Genomic DNA, 23,242 nt, shown 5'->3' with positions numbered 1-23,242 from the left:
ATGTAGACCCCTTTAAGGGGTAAGTCATAGAGTTATTGTGCGGTTGTCAGTTTTTCACATGCCTCTTGAGGGGCATGTGAAGTCCTAGGCCCTTATAGGGTAGCCTAAAAACCGCACGTTTTACGTGCGGATTGTTATTGCTTTTTACAAGCGGTAGGATTTTCGTTGAAATTTACAAAATATGAGCTGTAGTCTCCAAAATAATTGACGTGTACAGAATATTTGACATTAGAATGATGTGCTATCGAGTGGCTTGATACGGTGTAACCCTGAGCGATTTATGTAGATTACGCTTTAGCCTTTAGCTGGTTTGATATGGGTGTAACATGTCGTTTTTTGCAAAAAAATTAATGAAACCTACCGCTTGTATTATTTTGTTTGCAATGTATTAAAATTTTTACACTTTGTTTATTTTCTTTGTTAGAATGCCTCGCTTTATTTATTAATTTGAGGTCTCTATGAAAAATAAAACCTTTGGGAGTGCGCTGATTGTAGCCGGAACGACTATCGGCGCAGGGATGTTGGCAATGCCGTTAACATCGGCGGAAATGGGGTTCGGTTATACCTTACTCTTATTATTTGCATTGTGGATATTGCTTTCGTATAGCGCGTTACTCTTTGTGGAAGTTTATCAAAAAGCAGAAAGACAAGATGCCGGGATTGCCACACTTGCCGAGCAACATTTTGGTATGGTCGGACGTGTGTTGGCGACATTCTCACTCGTGGTGTTTATGTATGCGATTTTAACGGTGTACTCCTTGGGCGGCGGTGATTTATTTGCACCGTATTTAACTTTTTTCAGTGAGCCGGGAAGTGTGGCGATCGTTCTGTTTGTCATCGTTTTTGCGATTGCCGTGACTATCGGTACCGGTGCGGTCGATGCGTTTACCCGTTTACTTTTTATCGTTAAATTGATTACGTTTGTATTGGTATTGTTTTTGATGTTACCTAAAGTAACTTTAGCTCACCTTGGTGCGATGCCGCTAAAATACTTGGCGATTATCTCCGCCAGCCCGGTATTTTTTACCTCATTCGGTTTCCATGTCGTGATTCCAAGTATTAACAATTATTTGGAGGGAGATATTCGTCGTTTACGCATTGCCATTATCGGCGGAACGGCGATTCCGTTAGTGGCCTATATTTTATGGCAAATGGCAACACATGGAGTGTTTGAGCAATTCCAATTCGTCGAAATTATCCGTAAAGATCCGACATTAAACGGTTTGGTTGAAGCGACATATCAAGCGACAGGCAGTAACTTAATCAGTGGGGCGGTACGTATTTTCTCGGCATTGGCATTGATTACATCCTTTTTAGGTGTGGCATTAGCCTTAGTGGATTGTTTGGACGACTTACTGAAACGTGTCAATATTACGGCAAACCGTATTTCATTGAGTTTATTGACTTTTGTACCGGTACTGTTGCTTGCATTATTCTATCGCGATTTCTTAGGGGTATTAACTTATGCCGGTCAAATGTTTACATTCTACGGTTTGGTTCTGCCTATCGGAATGGCATGGATGCTAAGACGGAAATTCCCTGATCTGCCTTATCGTGTCGCCGGTGGTAATATCGGACTATTGATTGCCTTGATATTAGGTTTGTTGATCATGAATGTGCCGTTCTTAATCGAAGCGGGATTCTTGCCACAAGTGATCAGCTAGTTAATCCGCTATAAATGCAAAAGATAAGCCCTGTGATATGCAGGGCTTATTTTTTGTATCGAGTATATGTGTAAACTTGTCACAATTTATTTACAGTGAAAATTTAATGTTACGTTTTAATTTTATTTTGCTAGAATGCGCTCCGTTTTTTAATAGGAGCCGTTATGAAAAATAAAATATTAGGTAGCGCATTAATGATCGCAGGCACGACGATTGGAGCCGGAATGCTTGCTATGCCACTGACTTCTACCGGTATCGGGTTTGGGATGACCGTTGTCTTACTTATCGGGTTATGGCTGTTACTCACTTATACCGGTCTGCTTTTTATGGAAGTTTACCAAACGGCTAAACAACAGGATGTGGGCGTAGCCAGCTTGGCCGAACAATATTTTGGGATGGCAGGGCGCATATTGGCCACGGCAAGTTTATTGATTCTATTGTACGCATTATTAGCCGCTTATATTACCGGAGGCGGTTCTTTGGTTGCCGGTTTATTACCGACAATCAGTGATGAAAAATCCACGTTACAAATCGGTATACTGTTTTTTACATTATTTCTCGGTATTTTTGTGGTTGTTGGGATTAAAGGTGTGGATGGCTTAACCCGTCTATTATTTATCGGTAAAATCATTGCTTTTGTCTTCGTCTTGCTCATGATGCTTCCGAAAGCCAAGTTGGAAAATCTGACGGCGATTCCGCTAGACAATTTACTCGTATTTTCTGCCATTCCGATTTTTTTCACCTCATTCGGCTTCCATGTGATTATGGGGAGCATAAACAGCTATTTGGACGGGGATATCCGTAAAATTCGAATGGCAGTTATGATCGGAACGTTAATTCCGCTTTCGGCTTATTTATTATGGCAATTGGCAACCCACGGCGTATTGAGCCAAAATGAATTTGTGACGCTACTGAATCAAGATCCGACATTAAACGGTTTGGTTAAGGCGACCAGTCAAATTACGGGCAGCACTATTTTAGGTGAAATCGTCCGTTTATTTTCTGCGTTAGCGCTGATTACTTCTTTTTTAGGTGTAGCCATGGGCATTTTTGAAGGTGCCGGCGATTTACTGAAACGGGTCAATTTACCGGCGAATCGGATATTGTTAACCCCGTTAACTTTTATTCCGCCTTTGGCATTTGCATTATTTTATCCGAAAGGATTTATTGCGGCTCTAGGTTATGCCGGGCTGTTGTTTGCTTTTTACGGTGCTATTTTGCCGATAGGTTTGGCATGGAAAGCACGAAAACAGTATCCACAGTTATCTTATCGGGTTGCTGGCGGTAATCCGGGATTAATCCTAGCTTTCCTTGCCGGTATTGCCATTATCATTATTCCGTTCTTAATGCAAAAAGGATTGCTTCCGGCCGTTGTCAGCTAACGAATAAAGCATTTAGTGAATCATCCGATCGCCTGACAAGCGGTCGGATTTTTTTATTTTTTTGCAAATAGATTTAGACCTGATGATTATTCCCTTGTAAAATGAACAAATTAGAACAAAACGCTAAAAAGGTGTGAAAATGGAAAATAAAAAACTATCTAAAGCACTCGATGCCATTGATTTGAAGATTTTGAATGAATTACAGCGTAATGGCAAAATATCCAATATTGATTTGTCAAAACGCGTAGGGCTTTCTCCGACACCTTGCTTGGAACGGGTGAAACGTTTGGAAAAGCAAAATGTCATAATGGGGTACCGCGCGTTGCTTAATCCGGAATTGTTGGAGGCGCCGTTATTGGTGATTGTTGAGATTACGTTGGTAAGGGGAAAACCGGATGTCTTCGAGGAATTTAATCGCGCCGTTCAACAATTGGATGAAATTCAAGAATGCCATTTGGTTTCCGGTGATTTCGACTATTTGCTAAAAAACGCGCGTGGCGGATATGGCGGCATATCGTAAGTTACTCGGTACGACATTGTTACGCTTACCGGGGGTTAATGATACGCGCACTTATGTCGTGATGGAAGAAGTTAAACAGACAAATTATTTGTTGTTGAAATAAGGGTTTATTGTGATTAAACGTTTAAAAGGAAAAGAAAATATTATTAAATTTTCCTTATTGCTAACGATAGTAATAGGGTTGTACCTTATTGTTGCTTGGGCGAGTTACAGCCCGGTTGATAACGCATGGACGGTCGCCAGTTCGGCAACGGATAACGTATTAAATAAAACGGGTGTACTCGGTGCATGGGCAATCGATATTTTATTTGCCTTGTTCGGTAAAGTCGCATTTGTTTTCCCGTTCGGTTTAACCTTTACTGCCGTTTACGTATTGGTATTGCGATTAACGGATGAATTGACATGGTGTGAGATGCTGAGTTGGTTAGTCAGTTTCATCGTGTTGCTCGTAGGTTTATCCGGTTTATCTCATGTGCTTTTACCGCATTCGACTTACTATTTGTCAGGCGGGATTGTCGGTAGTATGTTAAGCAGTTTTATTGATGGTATATTGGGTCATTTCGGTGTATTGTTTATTTCTATGGTGTTGACTGCTATCGGTTTTTATTTTTGCTCGGGGCAAATTATTATCGGTTTGTTTAACCGCTTATACCATTGGATTATCGGTACACCTAAAGAGCAACTCGCTCCGCTCATTAAAAAAGCAGATAAACATCATGAAAATGATTCAGTAGCTGAAGGCCCTTTGCCGACAGCGGAAGACGATGAACAAGAATATCAATTGACCGATGTCACGGTATTCTCACGCCCGAATATCACCGGATTAAAAGAAGCTGAAAAACCACAACCGAACCAAACATTAACGGAAGAACTGAATTCGGCAGCGTTGTTTGAAACTGAGCAAGCAGCGGTTTTGCCAAAGGTTCGAGTGCCTGAAAACGACGTTGTACACACGCCTTCTTTCCGTCATGCCGATAATGTACATGAGGTGATGCCTGTTATTCAAGAAGAGCGTGTAATGCCGACAATTCGCTTAAATCCGCATGTAGAAACGGAGAAAATGCAACCGACAGAGCAGGCTTCAGCGTTACGCTCGGATGACGCGTTTATGTCGCTACCGGTTTCATCGGATAATGTGATACCGCAAGTAATGTTGGACACACCACAAAACAGAGAGGTGACGAAAGCGGATGAACCTAAAACACAACAGCAATATCCGAAAGAATATGGTGAAAGTTTAATTCACCCGCTATTACAGCGTAAACGGCAAATGGAAAAACCGACGACCCCATTACCAACCTTGGATTTGTTGACGGCGACGCCGGTAGAAACACAACAAATTACCAAGCAAGAAATCATGGACACGTCAAGCCGTATTGAAAAAGCGTTAGCCAGCTTCGGGGTAAAGGCAACGGTGGAAGATGTTTTGGTCGGTCCGGTGGTCACCCGTTATGAAATTCTTCCCGCCGAGGGGGTTCGGGTGTCGAAAATTGCCAATTTGGGTAGTGATTTGGCTCGGGCGTTAATCTTTAAAGCGATCCGTATTACCGATGTGGTGCCGGGTAAACCTTATATGGGGATTGAAACGCCGAATCGTCACCGTGAAACGGTTTGGTTGCGCGATGTACTGGATAGTAATGAATTTCGTCATACGAAGGCGACATTACCTATGGCATTAGGTAAAGATATCAGCGGACAGCCGGTTGTCGTCGATATGGCAAAAATGCCGCATTTATTGGTGGCGGGGCAAACCGGGGGCGGGAAGTCCGTCGGAGTGAATACCATGATTTTGAGTTTGCTCTTTAAGCTCAGTCCGGAACAAGTGCGTTTCATCATGATTGACCCGAAAGTCGTTGAATTATCGATTTATAACGATATTCCGCACTTACTCACACCGGTGGTTACCGATATGAAGAAAGCGGAAAACGCACTACGTTGGGCGGTAGAAGAAATGGAGCGTCGCTATTTATTGGTAAGCAGTCTGAGTGTCCGCAACATTGAAGGTTATAACGATAAGATCGAAAAAGCGGCAGAAATGAATTTACCGATTCCGAATCCGTTGTGGCGACCGGGTGATTCCATGGACGCATTACCGCCTCCATTGGAAAAAATGAGCTATATTGTGCTTATCGTAGATGAGTTTGCCGATTTGATGATGTCCGCCGGTAAGCAGGTTGAGGATCATATTATGCGAATTGCCCAAAAAGCCCGAGCGGTAGGAATCCATTTGATTCTGGCGACGCAACGTCCATCAACGGATGTGATTACCGGGGTGATTAAAGCGAATATCCCGAGCCGTATCGCATTTACGGTCGCAAGTCAGATTGACTCTCGCACTATTTTGGATAAAGGCGGTGCAGAATCGTTACTGGGACGAGGGGATATGCTTTATTCGGGCGCCGGTAGCCCTGAAATTATCCGTATTCACGGTGCTTATATGAGTGATGATGATGTACAACGTGTTGCCGATAACTGGCGTGCACGTGGTAAACCCGAATATATTGAAAATATTACGGCTTCAGCCGATGATAGTAATGAATCAAATGAAAAAGGTACAAGCGGTGATTTAGACCCGCTTTTTGACGAAATTGCCCAATTTATGACGGATAGCGGTACAACCTCCATCAGTGGCATTCAACGCCGTTTTTCACTAGGTTTTAACCGCGCAGCTCGAATTATTGATCAGCTGGAAGAGCAGGGGATTCTCTCGGCACCGGATAGTCGCGGTAAAAGAGAATTGTTGGCAAGATAGTGACTAGGAGCTGCCTATCTTTTAAGTACAAAATTTAGGAGTAAAAACATGAAAAAAGTTTTATCGTTTGGCATATTGTGGCTTTCCTCAGCTTCTCCGATTTGGGCGAATACGACTACGCAACAATTAACTTTGAATGAAGTGGAAGCGCTTGCATCGCAACTTATCGAACCCCGTTCCGGCTATGCTTACGGCGAAGGACATTGCTACGGCTTTACTGCACCGAAAGGTTGGAAATTGGATAATTCTCTTGCGTCGCAGGGTGTCGGTATGGCATTTTTGCCACAAAACCAAAGCTGGAACAGCACCGATATTGCGATGTACACCCGTTCAATGGCATACGAAAATACTGACGATCAGAGAATGGTCGAGTTGCAAATTGCCGATGTGCAACAAATGTATAAAGAGGACGGTAAAGATATTCAAGCGGAACATATTCGAGACATTGTTTCCGCAAGCGGCGAGAAAGGATCCCTGTGGCGTTTCAACGGTTTCGGCGCTGGCTTGGAAGAACTTGCTGCATATTTTCCGGCAAAACCTAATTTGAATTATTTTATCGCCCAAGTCGGCGGTAGCGCCGATAAACAAGCTGCGTTACAAGCACTGACCGAACTGGCGGAAAGCTATCATCAACGTAGTGAATGCAAACCGTGTCAAGAAACGGGTTGTGTCACAGAATAACTGATAATTAGGTGCTGTTGAGGTATTTAGATGAGAGAATATGTGCTTTACACCTAGTACAACTCGGTTGTGCCGGTTGTTAAATGAATACCTTTTGCTGGTTTTATGTTCTCGAAACGTCAACAAACCTATATAAAAATAAAGGAAAAAACAATGCGTTTAGATAATGAAAAAGAGAGCCGTAATGTTGAAGATCGCCGAAGTCAATCCGGTTATTCCGGTAGACGAGTGTCTATCGGTGGCGGTAAAGGCGGCATTTTAGGTTTTATCATTTTATTGGTGGGAGCTTATTATGGCGTGGATTTATCGGGGGTAATTAGCCTTGGTCAAGAAAACCAATATGAACAAGAACAACACAGCTCGATCTCTTCAGCCGAAGAGGCGGAATTAAATACCCTTTCCCGCAAAGTGTTGTACACCACCGAGCGGATATGGGGAAATTATTTTCAACAAAACGGCTTAACTTATCGTGAACCGACATTAGTGTTATATCGCGGTGCAACAAGCACGGCATGCGGTACGGGGCAATCGGTAATGGGACCGTTCTATTGCCCGTTGGATGAAAAAATTTACCTTGATCTCTCGTTTTACGACGATATGAAAAGCAAGCTGAAAGCTGCGGGAGATTTTGCCTTTGCCTATGTGATTGCACACGAAGTCGGACACCATGTTCAACACCAATTAGGTATTACGGAAAAAACACAACGAGCACAACGTAATGCCGGTAGTCAAAAAGCGGCGAATCAAATTTCCGTCAATGTAGAATTACAGGCGGATTGCTTTGCCGGTGTTTGGGGATACCAAATTCAGAAAGAAGGAAAATTGGATTCCGGTGATATTGAAGAGGCTTTTTTAGCGGCGGAAGCCGTGGGTGATGATCGCTTACAGCAGCAAAGTCAAGGTCGGGTGATCCCGGATAGTTTCACGCACGGTTCCTCTGCACAACGTTTGGCATGGTTTAGAAAAGGTTTGCAGTCAGGTAATCCGAATGTGTGTAATACCTTTAGCAATTAGTACGTTAATTGTTCAGACATGTCTTTGTACTGGTTAAACAGTACAAAAGCGTTTGACAATGCCGAAAGATTCTTCTACTTTAAACTGCAATGGATGACTGCATAGCCACTATTTATTATTTTTTTACACAATATAAGAGAGTATGAAATGTACAGAAACGACGATATTAGAATTAACAGTATTGAAGAATTATTACCCCCGGTCGCCTTACTGGAGAGTTGCCCTGCGAGTAATGTGGCTGCCGACACGGTAGAAAAAACACGCGCTGCTGTGCATAAGATTATTCATGGTGCGGATGACCGTTTATTAGTCGTGATAGGTCCTTGCTCTATTCATGATCCGACAGCCGCTTTGGAATATGCAAAAAAAATTCAAGCGATGCGCGCAAATCCCAAAATTAACCAAAATCTTGAAGTGATTATGCGTGTCTATTTTGAAAAACCGCGTACAACAGTCGGTTGGAAAGGATTAATTAATGATCCGTATTTAAATGAAACCTATGCGTTAAATGACGGATTGCGCCTTGCCCGAAAAGTCTTATCCGACATTAATGATTTAACCGTCCCGGCGGCAGGTGAGTTTTTAGACATGATTACACCGCAATACGTGGCGGATTTCATGAGCTGGGGAGCGATTGGCGCCAGAACGACAGAATCACAAGTACACCGCGAATTAGCTTCCGGATTGTCTTGTGCCGTCGGGTTTAAAAATGCGACAAACGGTGGTGTAAAAATTGCTTTGGATGCAATTGGTGCCGCAGAAGCGCCACACCATTTTTTATCGGTGACCAAATTCGGACATTCGGCAATTGTGTCTACGGCAGGTAATCCGGATTGCCATATCATTTTACGCGGTGGCGATAACGGAACGAACTATGACGCGGAAGCTATAGCAAAAGTCTGTAAAGACATCGAAAAATCAGGTCGCCGTCCGCATGTAATGGTTGATTTTAGTCACGCAAACAGCCAAAAACAATTTAAACGACAATTGGATGTGTGCGATGCGGTTTGTGAGCAAATTGCATCCGGCTCTCATTTGATTTCGGGAGTGATGATTGAAAGTCACTTGGTTGAAGGTCGACAAGATTTGGTTGAAGGTAAAGAGTTGGTTTACGGACAAAGTATTACCGATGCATGTATCGGCTGGGAAGACAGTGAAAAAGTGCTGTTCCAACTCGCCGAAGCCGTAGAACAACGTCGCAAATTAAGCTAATAAAATGAGTACTATTTTAGCGTTAGATACCGCCACCGAGGCTTGTTCGGTGGCTTTGTTATATCAAGGTCAGCGTTTCTTTTCAGACGAACTCAGCCCGCGTACACACACGCAACGTATTTTGCCGATGATTGATGAACTACTTCATCAAGCGGGTATTTCGATAAAAGAGGTTGATTATTTGGCATTTGGTCGTGGACCGGGAAGTTTTACCGGTGTGCGTGTTAGTGTCGGTATTGCACAAGGCTTGGCGCTCGGCGCCGACTTACCCGTTATTCCGATTTCAAATTTACAGATGATGGCAGAAGCGGCATTTCAACAAACTGGAGCCAAAGATGTTATTGCATTGATTGACGCTCGAATGAATGAGGTATATTTTGCGCAATTCCGTTTATCTGAGCAGGGATGGCAGGAGGTTGTTGAAGAGCAAGTCTGTTCGCCGGAAAAAGCGGTAGCGCAGATTCGGCAAGTTGATGGTGCCGTAGTTGTCGGAACGGGATGGGCGACTTATCCGCAATTTGCTCAAGCCGATTTGAAAGTAAAAGTCAGTGACATTAGCTTGCCGTCCGCACAATTTATGTTGCCTTTGGCAGAACAAGCAATATTGGCGGGAAATGTTCAAACAGCAATTGATGTCGAACCGGTTTATCTGCGTAACGAAGTCACTTGGCAAAAACTGCCTCACAAGCGGTAAGATCCGCTTGATATTTTGCAAAATAAAAAGGGACAAATCCATTCATTCGGTTTGTCCCTTTGCGTTTCTTTTATAGATTACTCAAAAAGTGCGGCGTGTAATGCACGAACGATATCATCGGCTTCACTGTTTTTGACAAGGGTGCAGACATTATTGGTGCTTGCACCGTAGCTGATTAAACGTACATTAAACGGAGCCAATGTATCGAATAACTGTTTTGCAATACCGGATTGGGTGTGCAAGTTATTACCGATGATGGCGACAAGAGCAAGATCATTTTCTACTTGAACGTGACAGTGTTCACGTAATTCGGTTAAAAGAGCTTCGGAAAGCATATCGGTACCGGAAGACGCAGAACCCGTTTTATCTAAGGTTAAAGCAATACTGACTTCAGATGTGGTGATGACATCCACTGAAATTTTATGTTGAGCTAAAATAGCGAAAACTTTAGCTAAGAAACCTTGTGCATGAAGCATGCTTAGGCTTGATAATGTCAATAGCGTTTGGTTGCGGCGTAATGCCAATGCACGGAAAGTCGGGCGCGGTTGAGGATCACGCGTTACCCATGTACCGCCTTGCTCAGGCGCTTTACTGGAACCGACATATACAGGAATATTACTGCGAACAGCCGGTAATAAAGTTGCCGGGTGAAGTACTTTGGCACCGAATGTGGCCATTTCGGCAGCTTCGTTAAAGCTCATTGTATCAATACGTTGAGCGGCAGAAACAACACGCGGATCCGTGGTATAAATGCCCGGTACATCAGTCCAAATCAGCACATCGTTTGCCTGTAGTACTTCGGCAAGTAATGCGGCGGAATAGTCGCTACCGCCGCGTCCTAATGTGGTTGTTTTACCTTCATCATCACGTCCGATAAATCCTTGTGTAATCACGACTTTTCCTGCGACAATCAATGGTTTTAATACGGCGTCGGCTTGCTGTTGAGTTTTCTCATCATTCGGTGCCGCTTTACCGTAGTGGCTGTTTGTTGCCACAACATCACGAACGTCTACCCACACGGCAGGAAAATCTCTTTCTTGTAGTAATTGGGTGAAAATTTTGGTGGACATCATCTCACCATGACAAATCAGCTCATCGGTTAATGCCGTAGAGGTTGCTAAGCTGGCGGATTCGGCAAGGGCTTCTACGTGATTCAGTAACTGATCAATTTCGGTCGAAACAGCCTCCGGGTGCTGTAATTTTTCAATAATATTGTATTGAATTGTACGAACCGCCGATAAAATTTCCGTACGGCGGGTGGCATCACAACCATTTGCCAATTCGACTAAATAGTTAGTAATGCCTGCAGAGGCGGAAAGTACCACGACGCGTGTATTCGAATCTTGCATAACAATATTGGCACATGACGACATAGCATCAAAGTTGGCGACACTGGTACCACCGAATTTTGCAACAGAAAGATGAGACATAATCAAAAATTCCTATAAAAATAACTGAGTGTGTTTACATAATGGAAAGGCGGAATTTAAGATAAGGCGTTGAATTGAGTTACTGTTGGCTTTGTGAGACACAAAATTAAGAGCACTCCATTTAAAACCGATGGTTTTAAACGACAGCCGATAGGATTCAACCTGCTCGGCCGATGATCATTCCTGTCTAGTGAATTCACACCTCGGCAATAACCCCCATCGCTTACCCTCAAACGGTCTAGTTCCCTAAAGTAAGTTACCTGAGTATTGCACCTCTCCCGCTATAATTTGCATTATAACTTTATTTCGCATGATAGCGAAAAACGTGTATAGAAATAACTTTTTCTTATGAATATGTCAAATAAAATTTATCAAATTAAACGGTAGATCAAAAATAGCGGGGGAGATTGATTAAAATATGTTCGCATTCTTTCGAAAGCGCCTTTTGCTTTTCTATTTTGCTTAAACTAAAATGGCGTCAGTAGTGACACATTATTGATAGTTAGGAAAGCACAGTGAAATTAATCAAATCGCTTCTCATGACCGGCGCTATTCTTTCGGCATCGGTTATGGCAACCCAGTGGGAACAAATCAAAACTCCGGTAGCGGGTAAAGCACAATCTATCGGCGGATATAGCAACGGATGTATTATCGGCGCGCAGCCGTTGGCATTAAAAGGCGAAGGTTATCAGGTGATTCGTTCGGTAAAAAATCGGTATTACGGTCACCCGCAATTATTAAGTTATTTGCAAAATTTAGGAAAAAGAGCGAAAGCCTCCGGTATTCCGCCGATTTTAATCGGCGATATGGGCATGCCGGCGGGCGGGCGTTTTTCTTCCGGACATGCCAGCCATCAAACCGGACTGGATGCCGATATTTGGCTTCGCTTCGGTCCGATGGATGATGCCACGGCACGTAATCCGGCCGGTTTGGCGACGATCATGGTCGATCGGACGGCTAACGTTGTGGATGAAAGCTTATGGACGGTTAACCACACGAAATTGATAAAATTGGCGGCTACCGATTCCAGAGTGGATCGTATTTTTGTCAATCCGGCAATTAAAGTAAAATTATGCAACACGGCAGGTTCCGATCGTGAATGGTTGCGCAAAATTCGTCCGTGGTACGCTCATGACTCACATTTCCACGTACGTTTAACTTGCCCGTCGGATGCCGCGAATTGTGAAAATCAAGCGGCTATTCCGAGTGGTGACGGCTGTGGAGCCGAGCTGTATTCATGGTTTGAACCGGCAAAACCATCCGCTTCTACGCCGAAAACGAAAACGCTTCCTCAACCGCCGCAACTTTGCCAAATGATTTTATCCTCGCAAGGTCTGTAGCCTTTTCACACCGTAAACGGCGGGTAATCTTTAGTGATTTGTCGCCGTTTACAGTCTGTTTATCAATATTAACCATTATTTTTATGCGTTTATTTATTGCGGAAAAGCCGAGCTTAGGGCGAGCTATTGCCGATGTGTTACCGAAACCGCATACACGCGGTGACGGCTTTATTCAATGCGGGGAAGAAAATGTCGTTACGTGGTGTATCGGTCATTTACTCGAACAGGCTGAACCGGATGCGTATGACGAGCGTTTCAAAATATGGCGGATGGAGCATTTGCCGATTATTCCGCAGCAATGGAAGTTGATTCCGAAAAAGGAAACATTAAAGCAATTTAAAGTCGTTGAGCGTTTAATCAACCAAGCGGATGTCCTTATCCATGCAGGAGACCCGGATAGAGAAGGGCAATTATTGGTTGACGAAGTGTTCGGGCATTTAAATCTGGGGGCGGAGAGGAAAGCACAAATTCAGCGCTGTTTGATTAGCGATCTCAATCCGAGTGCGGTCAAAAAATCCATTGAAAAATTGCAATTTAATCGCGATTTCGTACCGCTTGCAACCTCGGCATTAGCTCGTGCAAGGGCGGATTGGCTCTATGGTATTAACATGACGCGGGCTTATACTATCCAAGGAAAATGGGCGGGTTATAAAGGTGTATTATCCGTCGGACGGGTGCAAACGCCGGTATTAGGATTAATTGTTCGTCGTGATTTAGAGATCGAACATTTTGTGCCTAAAGATTATTTTGAAGTATTGGCACACATTATCGTTCCCGAAACGCAAGAACGCTTTACCGCACAATGGCAGCCGAGTAAGGCGTGTGAAGATTATCAAGATGATGACGGTCGCATCCTATCGCGTCCGTTGGCGGAAAACGTTGTCCAACGCATCACGGGGCAACCGGCGGAAGTAACCGACTATCAAGATAAAATCGAAACGGAAACGGCTCCCTTACCTTATTCGCTTTCCGCCTTACAGATTGATGCAGCCCGTCGCTTCGGTTTATCGGCGCAAGATGTATTGGACATTTGCCAACGTCTCTACGAAACGCATAAATTAATCACCTATCCCCGTTCGGATAACCGCTATTTGCCGAATGAGCATTTTGCGGAACGGTTTAAGGTGATGGCTGCTGTTTCTCAGCATTTAATCGAATATCAAGAAAAACCGTCGGTCGTGGATCCGAATTTGAAAAACCGTTGTTGGAATGATGCTAAAGTGGAAGCGCACCATGCCATCATCCCGACTGCCCGGCAAGGTCAGGTCAAACTGACGGAAAATGAAAAACGTATTTACCAATTGATTGCCCGCCAATATTTATTGCAGTTTTGTCCTGATGCGGAATACCGTAAAGGAAAAATCACATTGAATATTGCCGGTGGTGTATTCGTCGCTCAGGCGCGTAATTTAATCGTTGCCGGTTGGAAATCGTTGTTAGGGAAAGAAGACAGTGATGAAACGGTTGAGCCGCTGTTACCTGTAGTAAAAAAAGGGCAAGCCCTACATTGTGAAAATGGTGAGATTGTCAGTAAAAAAACACAACCACCGCGTTATTTCACGGATGCGACACTATTGTCGGCAATGACCGGTATTGCCCGTTTTGTGCAGGATAAGCAACTTAAAAAAATTTTGCGCGAAACGGACGGATTGGGAACGGAAGCTACTCGAGCAGGGATTATCGAACTCTTGTTTAAACGTGGCTTTCTGATCAAAAAAGGGCGGAATATCCACAGCACTGAAGCCGGAAGAACGTTAATTTTTTCTTTACCGGACATTGCCACTCAGCCGGACATGACGGCACATTGGGAAATGCAACTGAATGATATCAGTAAGAAACAGGCAAGTTATCAGCAATTTATGGCGGAATTAACCGTACGCCTGCCGGATCTGTTGCGATCGCCGAATCCGCATATTTTGCAAAATTTGGCAAAGATCACACCGCTTGCAACAGCAGGTAAACGAAGCAGTGTCAAAAAAGCCAAATGAAATGCTGAAAAATAAACCGAATGAGAATGAATGATAAAAATCTCCTTGCAAGCAAAAGCAGAACTCGATATTATGCGCAGCATCGAAAGTTAATTCCGCATTATGCGGAATTTTATTTTGAATGAATTAAAGAGAATACAATGTCAATTATTAACGTATTAACGATTGTTTATCTTGTTGTCGCGATTTTCCTTGTCGGTTTTATTTTAATGCAACAGGGTAAAGGCGCGGATGCAGGCGCATCGTTCGGTGCAGGCGCGGCGGGAACCGTTTTCGGTTCGGCGGGTTCGGCAAACTTTTTATCCAGAACCACAGCAATTTTAGCCATTATTTTTTTCAGCATTAGTTTAATCATTGGTAATTTGAATGCGGATAGTCAAGCACCAAAAAGCCAGTTTGAAGATTTAAGCGGTGTTCAGCAAAAACAAACGACGGAACCTGCAAAAACGGAAAACAGTGATATTCCTCAATAGAACGAATTAAACGCTCTGGTGGTGGAATTGGTAGACACGCTATCTTGAGGGGGTAGTGTCCAGAGGATGTGCGAGTTCGAGTCTCGCCCAGAGCACCAAACTCACAAACCCGACCACTCAGTGGTTGGGTTTTTTTATTTGTATAAGCGAGGGTTTTAAGATGAAAAAACACCACATTGATACACTGATTTCAACCGAAGACGTTCAACAGCGTACTCGCGAATTAGCCAAAGAAATCAGTCATTATTATCAACACCAAAATTGCGATAATTTGGTTGTCGTGGGGTTGTTACGCGGCTCCTTTATGTTTATGGCGGATTTGGTTCGTCAATTGACGTTACCGATTGAAGTGGACTTCCTGACGGCATCGAGCTACGGTTCCGGCACGGAGTCAAGTCGAGACGTAAAAATCTTAAAAGATTTGGACGGTGAAATTCACGGTAAAGACGTGTTAATCGTTGAAGATATTATTGATACCGGCTTCACTTTAAGCAAAGTGCGAGACATTTTAAAATTACGGGAACCGAAATCGATCGCCATTTGTACGTTATTGGATAAACCGTCACGCCGTGAAGTGGATGTTCCGGTCGAGTGGATCGGTTTCGCCATTCCGGATGAATTTGTCGTCGGCTATGGTATCGATTATGCGCAACGTTACCGTAATTTGGATTACATCGCCAAAGTCATTATTGATGAATAATTTGCAAAATATCGGCATAAACACACCGCTTGTAGTTTGAAACTTCAAGCGGTTTTTGTATTCTAACTTTATTCAGTTAATTATTAAGGAGGCAGCATGTTGTGGAAAAAAACAATGATTGCACTGTTACTTTCAAGCTCATTGGCTTGGGCGTCCACAGAAAAGAGACCGATTCAAAAAGTGTGGGCGGAAGCCGATGTCGTGCAATTAAAACAAGCGTGGGCGGCGGAGCAAGTGCATCGATATAAACAACGTGAAAATTTTGTTCAGTTAGAGTCGCTACTCCAATCGGCGTTACAAGAGAAAAAATTATCAATGAATACATTGACGTTGGCGAATCAGCTAATGGCATCGCTGACGGATTACCCGTTAAAAGAGGAGGCGGAGTTAGCATTGCTCAACGCTAAAATTAGCCTGAATCAGCTCAGTAATGAGGAATTAGCGCAATTTATCGCACGTTATCCCGACGCGGCAAAACGCCAACAGTTAGCACAATTGCCGTTTGATCGATATTATCAACAGCAAAAATTTGAAGAGCTGATGGCTTATGCGAAAACGACTCGCCCGACCAGCATAGAAAACCAATGCCGTTTGTTTGCCGCCCAATTTCAGCTTTTGTCGGAACAAAGCCAACCGAATCCGGAGGCGGAACAAGCGGGCAATGTGCCATCACCGGCTTTATTGCAATTGGATCAGCTTGTTCAGCAATTTGACCAATTTTGGCAACGTACGGAGGATAAAACAAATAGCCTAGGATTCAGTAGTGAAAATGTCGTTGCCGATTATTGGAAAACCAATGCGACATTGCCATCTGAATGTGCTGCATTGGAAGCCTATTGGCGTGACAAGGGATTGAAAACAAAGGAAAAAGTTCGTCAAAAAATTGTCGGCTTATTTCATTTGGGAGGGAAACGTGCCATTGAACATCTGATAGCCAATAACCAAGATGCTTCATTGACAGAATGGTTGACGGCGGTACAGAAACTTTTAGATGATCCGACATATTTGCAAATTTTTGCTCAAAACCAACCGCTTGATCCGCAGAATAAAGCATTAATGTTAATGTCATTCCCGCAATTTATTCGTCGTTTACCTGAGCAAATGAGCAATCCGGATTTTTCCGTTTATCAACAATGGGCGGAACAATGGAGGCTTTCACCGACAGAAGTACGGGAATGGAAAACGGTTTTTCTCAATCGATTCTTTGATAATACCGGCGCAGTATTTCAAGTATGGCGTGATCAACAAATTCGGGAATTAAAAATTGACAGTTTGACCGAGCGTCGTTTGCGTATGGCGATTTGGCAAAAAACAGACTTAACAGAGTGGTTGTCATTATTGTCGGCGGAAGGAAAGGCGAAAGCCGAGTGGCGTTATTGGTCGGCAAAAGTTGAACCGACGAAGAGAGAAGCTTTATTGAATCAACTTAGCCAAGAACGTGGGTTTTATCCGATGTTGGCGGCAAGTCAATTAAATAAACCGTATCAAGTAAAATTGCCGGAAGTAAAAAAACTGACCGATCAGCAAAAACAACGTTTTCAATCAACATTAGATCGTATTACCGAATTACGCCATCTAAAACGTTTTGATGCGGCAAAGATCGCTTGGGTTGAATTCATCAAACCGTTGACGTTTGAGGAAAAACTGGCATTAAGCGATTACGCAACGCAACAAAATTGGTATGACTTGGCGGTAGAAGGCACCATTCAAGCTAAAGCATGGGATTACATTTCGCTTCGTTTACCGAACGCATATGATGAGTGGTTTGATATGGCATTATCCAATAAAACGATTACTAAAAGTTTTGCGATGGCGATTGCGCGTCAAGAAAGTGCATGGAACTTCCAAGCCGTATCCCATGCCAATGCGGTAGGGTTAATGCAAATGTTGAGTACAACGGCGGCACAGACGGCAAAATACGGTGAGCTGCCTTTTTCAGGACGAAACGATTTATTAAATCCGTTCAGAAATATTATGTTGGGGACCACGCATTTGGCTGAATTAAATGCAAAATATCCGGATAACCGCATATTGATCGCCTGTGCTTATAATGCGGGATCACATCGGGTCGTCAAGTGGTTGGAGCGTGCCGGCGGGAAGTTGGAAATGGATGAATTCATCGCCTCTATCCCGTTTTTAGAAACACGGGGCTATGTTCAAAATGTGTTAACTTACGATTATTACTATCAAGTGTTACAAGGCAATAAAACGTTGCAAATGTTCTATCCGACGGAGCAGCGACGGTATTAAAACAAAAGGCATTCCGATCATGTGATCAGAATGCCTTTTTTACAAGCGGTAAGATTGGTGGGATTTTTTGCAAATTATCACGACAATCCCACCGCTTGTGATTATTTAATGATTAATAACTTACTTGCGTCAGTTAACAATTCTGCCATTTTCGGTTGCTGAGAGATTTGCTCTTCGCTCATCGGCTCGATTTTCCAAATGTCTTTGGCGTAGTCAAGTACCGAACGGTCTGATGAGAAGTAGCCCATGTTGGCGATATTAATGATGGCGGAGCGGGTCCATGCTTTCTTATTGCGGAAATAGTGCGCGACTTTTTCCTGTGATTCAAGATAGCTACGGAAGTCGGCACACGCTTGGTAATAGTCGCCTGAAGAAAGAATGAGATCCTGATAACGATACGGATCTTCCGGTGAGAATTTACCGTTTAAAATTTGCGAAATCGCTTCGTTTAACTCGGCATCGGTTTCGTAGTAGTGGTACGGAGAATAGCCGTTACGACGTAACTCTTCCACTTGTTCTACCGTATTACCGAAGATAAAGATGTTATCTTTACCGACGCGATCTAAAATTTCAACGTTTGCACCGTCGAGCGTACCGATAGTCAATGCGCCGTTTAAGGCAAATTTCATGTTTGACGTACCTGACGCTTCGGTACCTGCAAGTGAAATTTGCTCTGATACGTCCGCTGCCGGGATGATTAACTGCGCAAGGCTGACACTGTAATTCGGGATAAAGACAACTTTGATCAGATCACGAATGCGTGAATCGTTATTGATCACGTTGGCAACATCGTTAATTAAACGAATTACCTTTTTCGCAGCATAATACGCACTTGCCGCTTTACCCGCGAAGATAAATACACGTGGCTGCCAATCTGCCGCCGGGTTTTTCAAAATGCGGTTATAAAGCGCAATGATGTGTAACACATTCAATTGTTGGCGTTTATATTTGTGGATACGTTTAATTTGAACGTCGAAAATCGCTTCCGGGTTCAATTCAATGCCTTGTGTTTGTTTCACATAGTCGGCAAGTTTACGTTTGTTCTCCACTTTGACCGCGGCAATTTCAGCCTGAACGTCGGCATCATCGACGAAGACGTTTAATTTGCTCAATTCGGTTAATTCGGTACGCCAGTTTTTGCCGATACGTTTATCTAAAATAGCCGCTAAGCCCGGGTTGGCGATTTGGATCCAACGACGTGGCGTTACACCGTTTGTGACGTTAGTGAAACGATCCGGATAAATTTTGGCAAAATCGGCGAAAATAGATTCCACCATTAAATCGGAGTGAATTTTGGCTACACCGTTAACTTTACCGGAAGCAATAACGGCTAACCATGCCATACGGATGCGGCGGTCACCCTGTTCGTCGATGATAGACACACGACGGATTAGCTCTTCATCATCCGGGAATTTTTCACGGACTTCTTGTAAGAACCAGTCGTTGATTTCAAAAATAATTTGTAAGTGACGCGGTAAGATGCGCGCAACCATCTCTACCGGCCATGTTTCGAGCGCTTCACTCATTAATGTATGGTTGGTATAGAAGAAGGTTTTACGGGTAGTGTTCCATGCCTGTTCCCAGCTATAACCTTTTTCATCGATTAAGATGCGCATTAATTCAGGAATCGCTAAGGTTGGGTGAGTATCGTTTAAGTGAATCGCCACTTTATCGGCAAGGTTTATGCAAGAGCCGGATTCTAATTCATGACGACGAACAATGTCTTGTACCGATGCGGAACAGAGGAAGTATTCTTGGCGTAAACGGAGTTCACGTCCGTTGTAGGTTGAATCATCCGGATAAAGTACGCGGGAAACGTTTTCAGAGCTGTTTTGTACGCTCATGGCGGAGAAGTAATCACCGCGGTTAAATTCGGCTAAGCCGAAAACTTTATCGCCTGCGTGGGCAGACCAAAGACGTAAACTGTTTGTTGCAGCCGTTTCAAAGCCGGGGATTAATTGGTCGTGTGCCTGAGCGATGATTTCTTCGTCGGCTTGCCAAAATGCTTTTTTGCCTTCCATCCATGTGCGGCCGCCGAAACGAACCGGGAAGCGTTTACTGGAACGCACATACGGCCAAGCAAACTCTTTTTCCAACCAAAAATCAGGATGTTCGACTTGTTCACCGTTTTTAATTTCTTGACGGAACATACCGTATTCATAGCGAATACCGTAACCGATAGCCGGGATTTTCATTGCTGCGAGGCTGTCCATATAGCATGCGGCTAAACGACCTAAACCACCGTTACCTAAACCCGGATCACCCTCTTCGTTGATGATGTCTTCAAGATCTTGACCAAGCTCATCAAATGCGGCGCGAATCAATTCATATACGCCTTCGGCAATCATGGCGTTACTGAACGTACGCCCCATTAAAAATTCCATTGAGAGATAGTAAACGCGACGGCTGGTATTAGCGGCTTGGCTACGACGAGTCTGTAGCCAGGATTCGGTGGACAAATCACGAACGACACGCAATGCGGCATTTAACCAGTTACGTTTACTTGCTTCGCGAGGTTCAACACCAAGTGCAAAAACAAGTTTATGTAAAATCGCATTTTTTACGTTCTGAATATTTTCAGGACTCAGATGAGTGTTTGGCTGTTTATTGGCCATCAAAAAGTACTCCTATGTATATGATAAGATGAAACTAAAAAATTCCCCGCATTTTACAATAAATTTAGCCGAAAGGCTTGTAAATTACGCAAAATTACCCATCCAAATCAAATTATACAAAGAGTTCTTCGTGATAAATTTTTACGGATACTTAAAAAAGTATTGATTTCTCGGTGGATTTCATTAGAATTTGCGTTCGACTTTTCAGTCGACTAATTTTCGGAACAGCTGGGTCGCCTGCTGTTTTTTTGTTTAACGGAACCGTTCGGTTCCCTTTTTTATGAGAATTCAATCATGTCATTCAAATTTGAAGCTGAAGTTCGTTTAGCGCAAGGTAAGGGTGCGAGCCGCCGCCTGCGTCACAATGGTCAAGTGCCTGCGATTATCTACGGTGGTAATGCTGAGCCGGTATCTATCGTGTTGGATCACGATAAAGTCAATAATGCACAAGTTCACGATGCGTTCTACAACGAAGTATTGACTATCGTTGTTGGCGGCAAAGAAGAGCAAGTGAAAGTGCAAGCTATTCAACGTCACCCGACCAAGCCAAAACTTGTTCACTTAGACTTTAAGCGCGCTTAATTCATAAAAAAAATTAAAAAGCCCTTTGATGATTAAATCGAAGGGCTTTTTCTATTGCCGGTATTTAACCGGCAACCCAAAGGAGAATTGCCAATAATTGCGGCAAAATAATCCGACAAAACATCACTAACGGGTAAACGGTAGCGTAAGAAAGGGCGGCAGCACCGTTTCCTTCTTTGATACCATTGGCAAATGCCAGTGCCGGCGGATCCGTCATCGAACCGGAGAGCAGGCCGCATAGCGTGAGGTAATTTAATTTACCGTAAATTCGAGCAACGATACCGGTAATAATCAATGGTACAAACGTGATAACGGCACCGTAGGCTATCCACGCAAGCCCGTCATTACTTAATAGTGTATTGAGAAAATTCCCCCCCGCTTTCCAACCGACAACGGCGAGGAAAAGCACGATACCGATTTCACGTAAAGCAAGGTTCGCGCTTGGCGGCATAAACCAGTAAAGTTTACCGAAACTTCCGATACGGGCCAAAATTAACGCAACGACAAGCGGTCCGCCTGCCAAACCGAGCTTTAATGCGACAGGGAACCCCGGAATATAAATAGGAATGGAACCGAGTAGAACTCCTAATCCGATCCCGATAAAAATCGGTAGCATTTGGACCTGTTGCAATTTTTGCTGGGCATTGCCGATAATGGCCATCACGGCGTCAATATCTTCCTGACGACCGACAAGGTTTAATACGTCCCCGAATTGCAACGTCATAGAGCCGTTCGGTACTAATTCCACCCCGGCACGGTTGAGACGGGAAATCACCACATCGTATTTCCCTTTTAACATTAACTGCCGAATTTGTTTACCGAAGACTTTTTCATTGGTGACGACCGCCCGCTCATTTCGGTACATCGTACCTTTGGTTGAGAGAGAAATATTGGCTTCTTCACCGATGATCAATTGCATTTTGTGTAAGGTCGCTTTTTCACCGACCAAATGAAGGACATCCCCTAATTGAATAATGGTATCCACTTTCGGTACAAATAATTCTTCACCGCGTTTTAATCGGGAATACACGACATCATGCAATTCAAAATCGGGGAGCTGCTTAAGTTCCAAACCGTTTAAGTTAGGATTGGTAATACGTACGTTTAATGTACTTAAGCCTTCCTTTTTACTGTTCGTTGCAGCATCAAAGTCATCCGCTTCTTTATCGACATTCACTTTAAACAGGATACGGATAAGCCACATGGCAAGCAATATACCCAAGATACCGAACGGATAGGCAATGGCATACCCCATACCCATGACATCCGTGCTTGCTTCACCGCCTAATTCGGCAAGCACTTGTTGTCCTGCACCGAGGGAAGGTGTATTTGTTACCGCACCGGAGAAAATACCAAGAATGACCGGTAACGGAATATCAAATGCTTTATGCAATATAATGACTAAGACACCGCTTAATCCGACAATCAATAATGCAAAGCCATTCAGTTTTAACCCCGAATGGCGAAGTGATGCAAAAAAACCGGGACCGACTTGAATACCGATAGTATAAACAAACAGAATCAAACCGAATTCTTGGATGAAATGTAGTGTGTGCGCGTCAAGAGAAACGCCGTATTGTGTCATAAAATGAGAAACGATAATGCCACCGAATAACACGCCACCGATTCCTAAACTCACCCCTCTAATTTTAATATGCCCAATCCAAAGCCCGATTACCGCAACTAAGGATAACAGGCTTACCGTCATTGCAATTTCACTCATTATAGCCTCACAAATAAAATTAACTGACGTTATTGTAACAAAGCTGATATATAAAAAATGCGATCTAACTCAAAAAATAAAACAAAAACAATTGGTTACTTGCCAACCATGTTTGGAAATAAAAGTCAATAAATTCAACATGAAAAAGAGAGATTTTCAGCAAAATTTTATACTGTTGGCTGGCAAAATCATTTTGGTTCAGCGAATTCATTCAAATCAAGG

The 23,242-nt window shown here is 43.4% G+C and carries 16 protein-coding genes, 1 tRNA gene, 1 pseudogene and 1 riboswitch; of the genes and pseudogenes, 15 read left to right on the top strand and 3 right to left on the bottom strand.

Annotated features, from left to right (window positions below; translation table 11 throughout):
* The first annotated feature begins 458 nt into the window (after positions 1-458).
* The 8 genes and pseudogenes from ACEYKX_RS01000 to tsaB all read left to right on the top strand — a co-directional run bounded on the left by ACEYKX_RS01000 (position 459) and on the right by tsaB (position 9,919).
* Positions 459-1,664: an aromatic amino acid transport family protein gene (locus ACEYKX_RS01000; RefSeq protein WP_373768099.1), complete on the top strand. Its 1,206-nt coding sequence runs from the start codon at positions 459-461 to the stop codon at positions 1,662-1,664.
* 164 nt (positions 1,665-1,828) lie between these two features.
* Complete coding sequence (locus ACEYKX_RS00995) at positions 1,829-3,046, top strand: aromatic amino acid transport family protein (RefSeq protein ID WP_373768100.1); 1,218 nt, start codon at positions 1,829-1,831, stop codon at positions 3,044-3,046.
* Between the two features lie 139 nt (positions 3,047-3,185).
* A pseudogene (gene lrp, locus ACEYKX_RS00990) lies at positions 3,186-3,669 on the top strand (leucine-responsive transcriptional regulator Lrp).
* Between the two features lie 9 nt (positions 3,670-3,678).
* On the top strand, positions 3,679-6,318 hold the full coding sequence (locus ACEYKX_RS00985; protein WP_373768102.1) for a DNA translocase FtsK: 2,640 nt from the start codon (positions 3,679-3,681) through the stop codon (positions 6,316-6,318).
* Positions 6,319-6,366: 48 nt separating this feature from the next.
* The gene (locus ACEYKX_RS00980) at positions 6,367-6,999 is read left to right on the top strand and encodes a hypothetical protein (protein ID WP_373768103.1); all 633 of its coding nucleotides are present in this window, start codon (positions 6,367-6,369) and stop codon (positions 6,997-6,999) included.
* A gap of 153 nt (positions 7,000-7,152) precedes the next feature.
* Positions 7,153-8,013 carry a neutral zinc metallopeptidase gene (locus tag ACEYKX_RS00975; protein WP_373768104.1) on the top strand — a complete coding sequence of 287 codons (861 nt, stop codon included), beginning with the start codon at positions 7,153-7,155 and terminating at the stop codon, positions 8,011-8,013.
* 147 nt (positions 8,014-8,160) lie between these two features.
* Positions 8,161-9,225, top strand: a complete 1,065-nt coding sequence (gene aroG / locus ACEYKX_RS00970; protein ID WP_373768105.1) for a 3-deoxy-7-phosphoheptulonate synthase AroG — start codon at positions 8,161-8,163, stop codon at positions 9,223-9,225.
* Positions 9,226-9,229: 4 nt separating this feature from the next.
* Positions 9,230-9,919 (top strand): tRNA (adenosine(37)-N6)-threonylcarbamoyltransferase complex dimerization subunit type 1 TsaB, encoded by a 690-nt coding sequence (gene tsaB, locus ACEYKX_RS00965; RefSeq protein WP_373768106.1) that lies wholly within the window; start codon positions 9,230-9,232, stop codon positions 9,917-9,919.
* Positions 9,920-9,996: 77 nt separating this feature from the next.
* Here the strand turns inward: tsaB and lysC are convergent, their stop codons facing one another.
* Positions 9,997-11,349 carry a lysine-sensitive aspartokinase 3 gene (gene lysC, locus ACEYKX_RS00960; RefSeq protein ID WP_373768107.1) on the bottom strand — a complete coding sequence of 451 codons (1,353 nt, stop codon included), beginning with the start codon at positions 11,347-11,349 and terminating at the stop codon, positions 9,997-9,999.
* Positions 11,350-11,451: 102 nt separating this feature from the next.
* Positions 11,452-11,635: riboswitch (Lysine riboswitch) on the bottom strand.
* Between the two features lie 229 nt (positions 11,636-11,864).
* Between lysC and mepA the strand changes: the two genes are divergently transcribed.
* The 6 genes from mepA (at position 11,865) to ACEYKX_RS00930 (ending at position 18,100) form a co-directional block, all read left to right on the top strand.
* Positions 11,865-12,689 (top strand): penicillin-insensitive murein endopeptidase, encoded by an 825-nt coding sequence (mepA, locus tag ACEYKX_RS00955; protein WP_373768108.1) that lies wholly within the window; start codon positions 11,865-11,867, stop codon positions 12,687-12,689.
* An 83-nt stretch (positions 12,690-12,772) separates the two neighbouring features.
* Positions 12,773-14,677, top strand: coding sequence for a DNA topoisomerase III (locus ACEYKX_RS00950; protein ID WP_373768109.1), 1,905 nt, complete (start codon positions 12,773-12,775; stop codon positions 14,675-14,677).
* A gap of 146 nt (positions 14,678-14,823) precedes the next feature.
* A complete protein-coding gene (gene secG / locus ACEYKX_RS00945; RefSeq protein WP_373768176.1) occupies positions 14,824-15,150 on the top strand; it encodes a preprotein translocase subunit SecG in 327 nt (108 codons plus the stop codon).
* 12 nt (positions 15,151-15,162) lie between these two features.
* Positions 15,163-15,248: transfer RNA gene (locus ACEYKX_RS00940), tRNA-Leu, on the top strand.
* Between the two features lie 62 nt (positions 15,249-15,310).
* On the top strand, positions 15,311-15,850 hold the full coding sequence (gene hpt, locus ACEYKX_RS00935) for a hypoxanthine phosphoribosyltransferase (protein ID WP_373768110.1): 540 nt from the start codon (positions 15,311-15,313) through the stop codon (positions 15,848-15,850).
* Positions 15,851-15,946: 96 nt separating this feature from the next.
* Entirely contained in the window at positions 15,947-18,100 is a 2,154-nt protein-coding gene (locus ACEYKX_RS00930; RefSeq protein WP_373768111.1) for a transglycosylase SLT domain-containing protein, read from the top strand.
* Between the two features lie 101 nt (positions 18,101-18,201).
* Here the strand turns inward: ACEYKX_RS00930 and ACEYKX_RS00925 are convergent, their stop codons facing one another.
* Entirely contained in the window at positions 18,202-20,715 is a 2,514-nt protein-coding gene (locus tag ACEYKX_RS00925; protein ID WP_373768177.1) for a glycogen/starch/alpha-glucan phosphorylase, read from the bottom strand.
* Positions 20,716-21,009: 294 nt separating this feature from the next.
* On the opposite strand from ACEYKX_RS00925, the gene rplY reads away from it, so the two are divergent.
* Positions 21,010-21,297 carry a 50S ribosomal protein L25 gene (rplY, locus tag ACEYKX_RS00920; RefSeq protein WP_373768112.1) on the top strand — a complete coding sequence of 96 codons (288 nt, stop codon included), beginning with the start codon at positions 21,010-21,012 and terminating at the stop codon, positions 21,295-21,297.
* 64 nt (positions 21,298-21,361) lie between these two features.
* Here rplY and ACEYKX_RS00915 read toward each other — a convergent pair whose 3' ends face one another.
* Positions 21,362-23,020 carry a putative transporter gene (locus ACEYKX_RS00915; protein WP_373768113.1) on the bottom strand — a complete coding sequence of 553 codons (1,659 nt, stop codon included), beginning with the start codon at positions 23,018-23,020 and terminating at the stop codon, positions 21,362-21,364.
* Positions 23,021-23,242 lie beyond the last annotated feature (222 nt).

Origin of the sequence: Glaesserella sp. (genome assembly GCF_041817755.1) — a bacterium.
Classification (GTDB): domain Bacteria; phylum Pseudomonadota; class Gammaproteobacteria; order Enterobacterales; family Pasteurellaceae; genus Glaesserella.
This window is presented reverse-complemented; position numbering and strand designations above follow the sequence as displayed.

Bases quoted from the DNA above. Each gene is read 5' to 3' on its own strand.
- ACEYKX_RS00975 (WP_373768104.1), top strand. From the start codon at position 7,153: ATGCGTTTAGATAATGAAAAAGAGAGCCGTAATGTTGAAGATCGCCGA.
- ACEYKX_RS00980 (WP_373768103.1), top strand. From the start codon at position 6,367: ATGAAAAAAGTTTTATCGTTTGGCATATTGTGGCTTTCCTCAGCTTCT.
- rplY (WP_373768112.1), top strand. From the start codon at position 21,010: ATGTCATTCAAATTTGAAGCTGAAGTTCGTTTAGCGCAAGGTAAGGGT.
- ACEYKX_RS00915 (WP_373768113.1), bottom strand. From the start codon at position 23,020: ATGAGTGAAATTGCAATGACGGTAAGCCTGTTATCCTTAGTTGCGGTA.
- ACEYKX_RS01000 (WP_373768099.1), top strand. From the start codon at position 459: ATGAAAAATAAAACCTTTGGGAGTGCGCTGATTGTAGCCGGAACGACT.
- ACEYKX_RS00925 (WP_373768177.1), bottom strand. From the start codon at position 20,715: ATGGCCAATAAACAGCCAAACACTCATCTGAGTCCTGAAAATATTCAG.
- hpt (WP_373768110.1), top strand. From the start codon at position 15,311: ATGAAAAAACACCACATTGATACACTGATTTCAACCGAAGACGTTCAA.
- lysC (WP_373768107.1), bottom strand. From the start codon at position 11,349: ATGTCTCATCTTTCTGTTGCAAAATTCGGTGGTACCAGTGTCGCCAAC.
- ACEYKX_RS00995 (WP_373768100.1), top strand. From the start codon at position 1,829: ATGAAAAATAAAATATTAGGTAGCGCATTAATGATCGCAGGCACGACG.
- tsaB (WP_373768106.1), top strand. From the start codon at position 9,230: ATGAGTACTATTTTAGCGTTAGATACCGCCACCGAGGCTTGTTCGGTG.
- aroG (WP_373768105.1), top strand. From the start codon at position 8,161: ATGTACAGAAACGACGATATTAGAATTAACAGTATTGAAGAATTATTA.
- ACEYKX_RS00930 (WP_373768111.1), top strand. From the start codon at position 15,947: ATGTTGTGGAAAAAAACAATGATTGCACTGTTACTTTCAAGCTCATTG.
- ACEYKX_RS00950 (WP_373768109.1), top strand. From the start codon at position 12,773: ATGCGTTTATTTATTGCGGAAAAGCCGAGCTTAGGGCGAGCTATTGCC.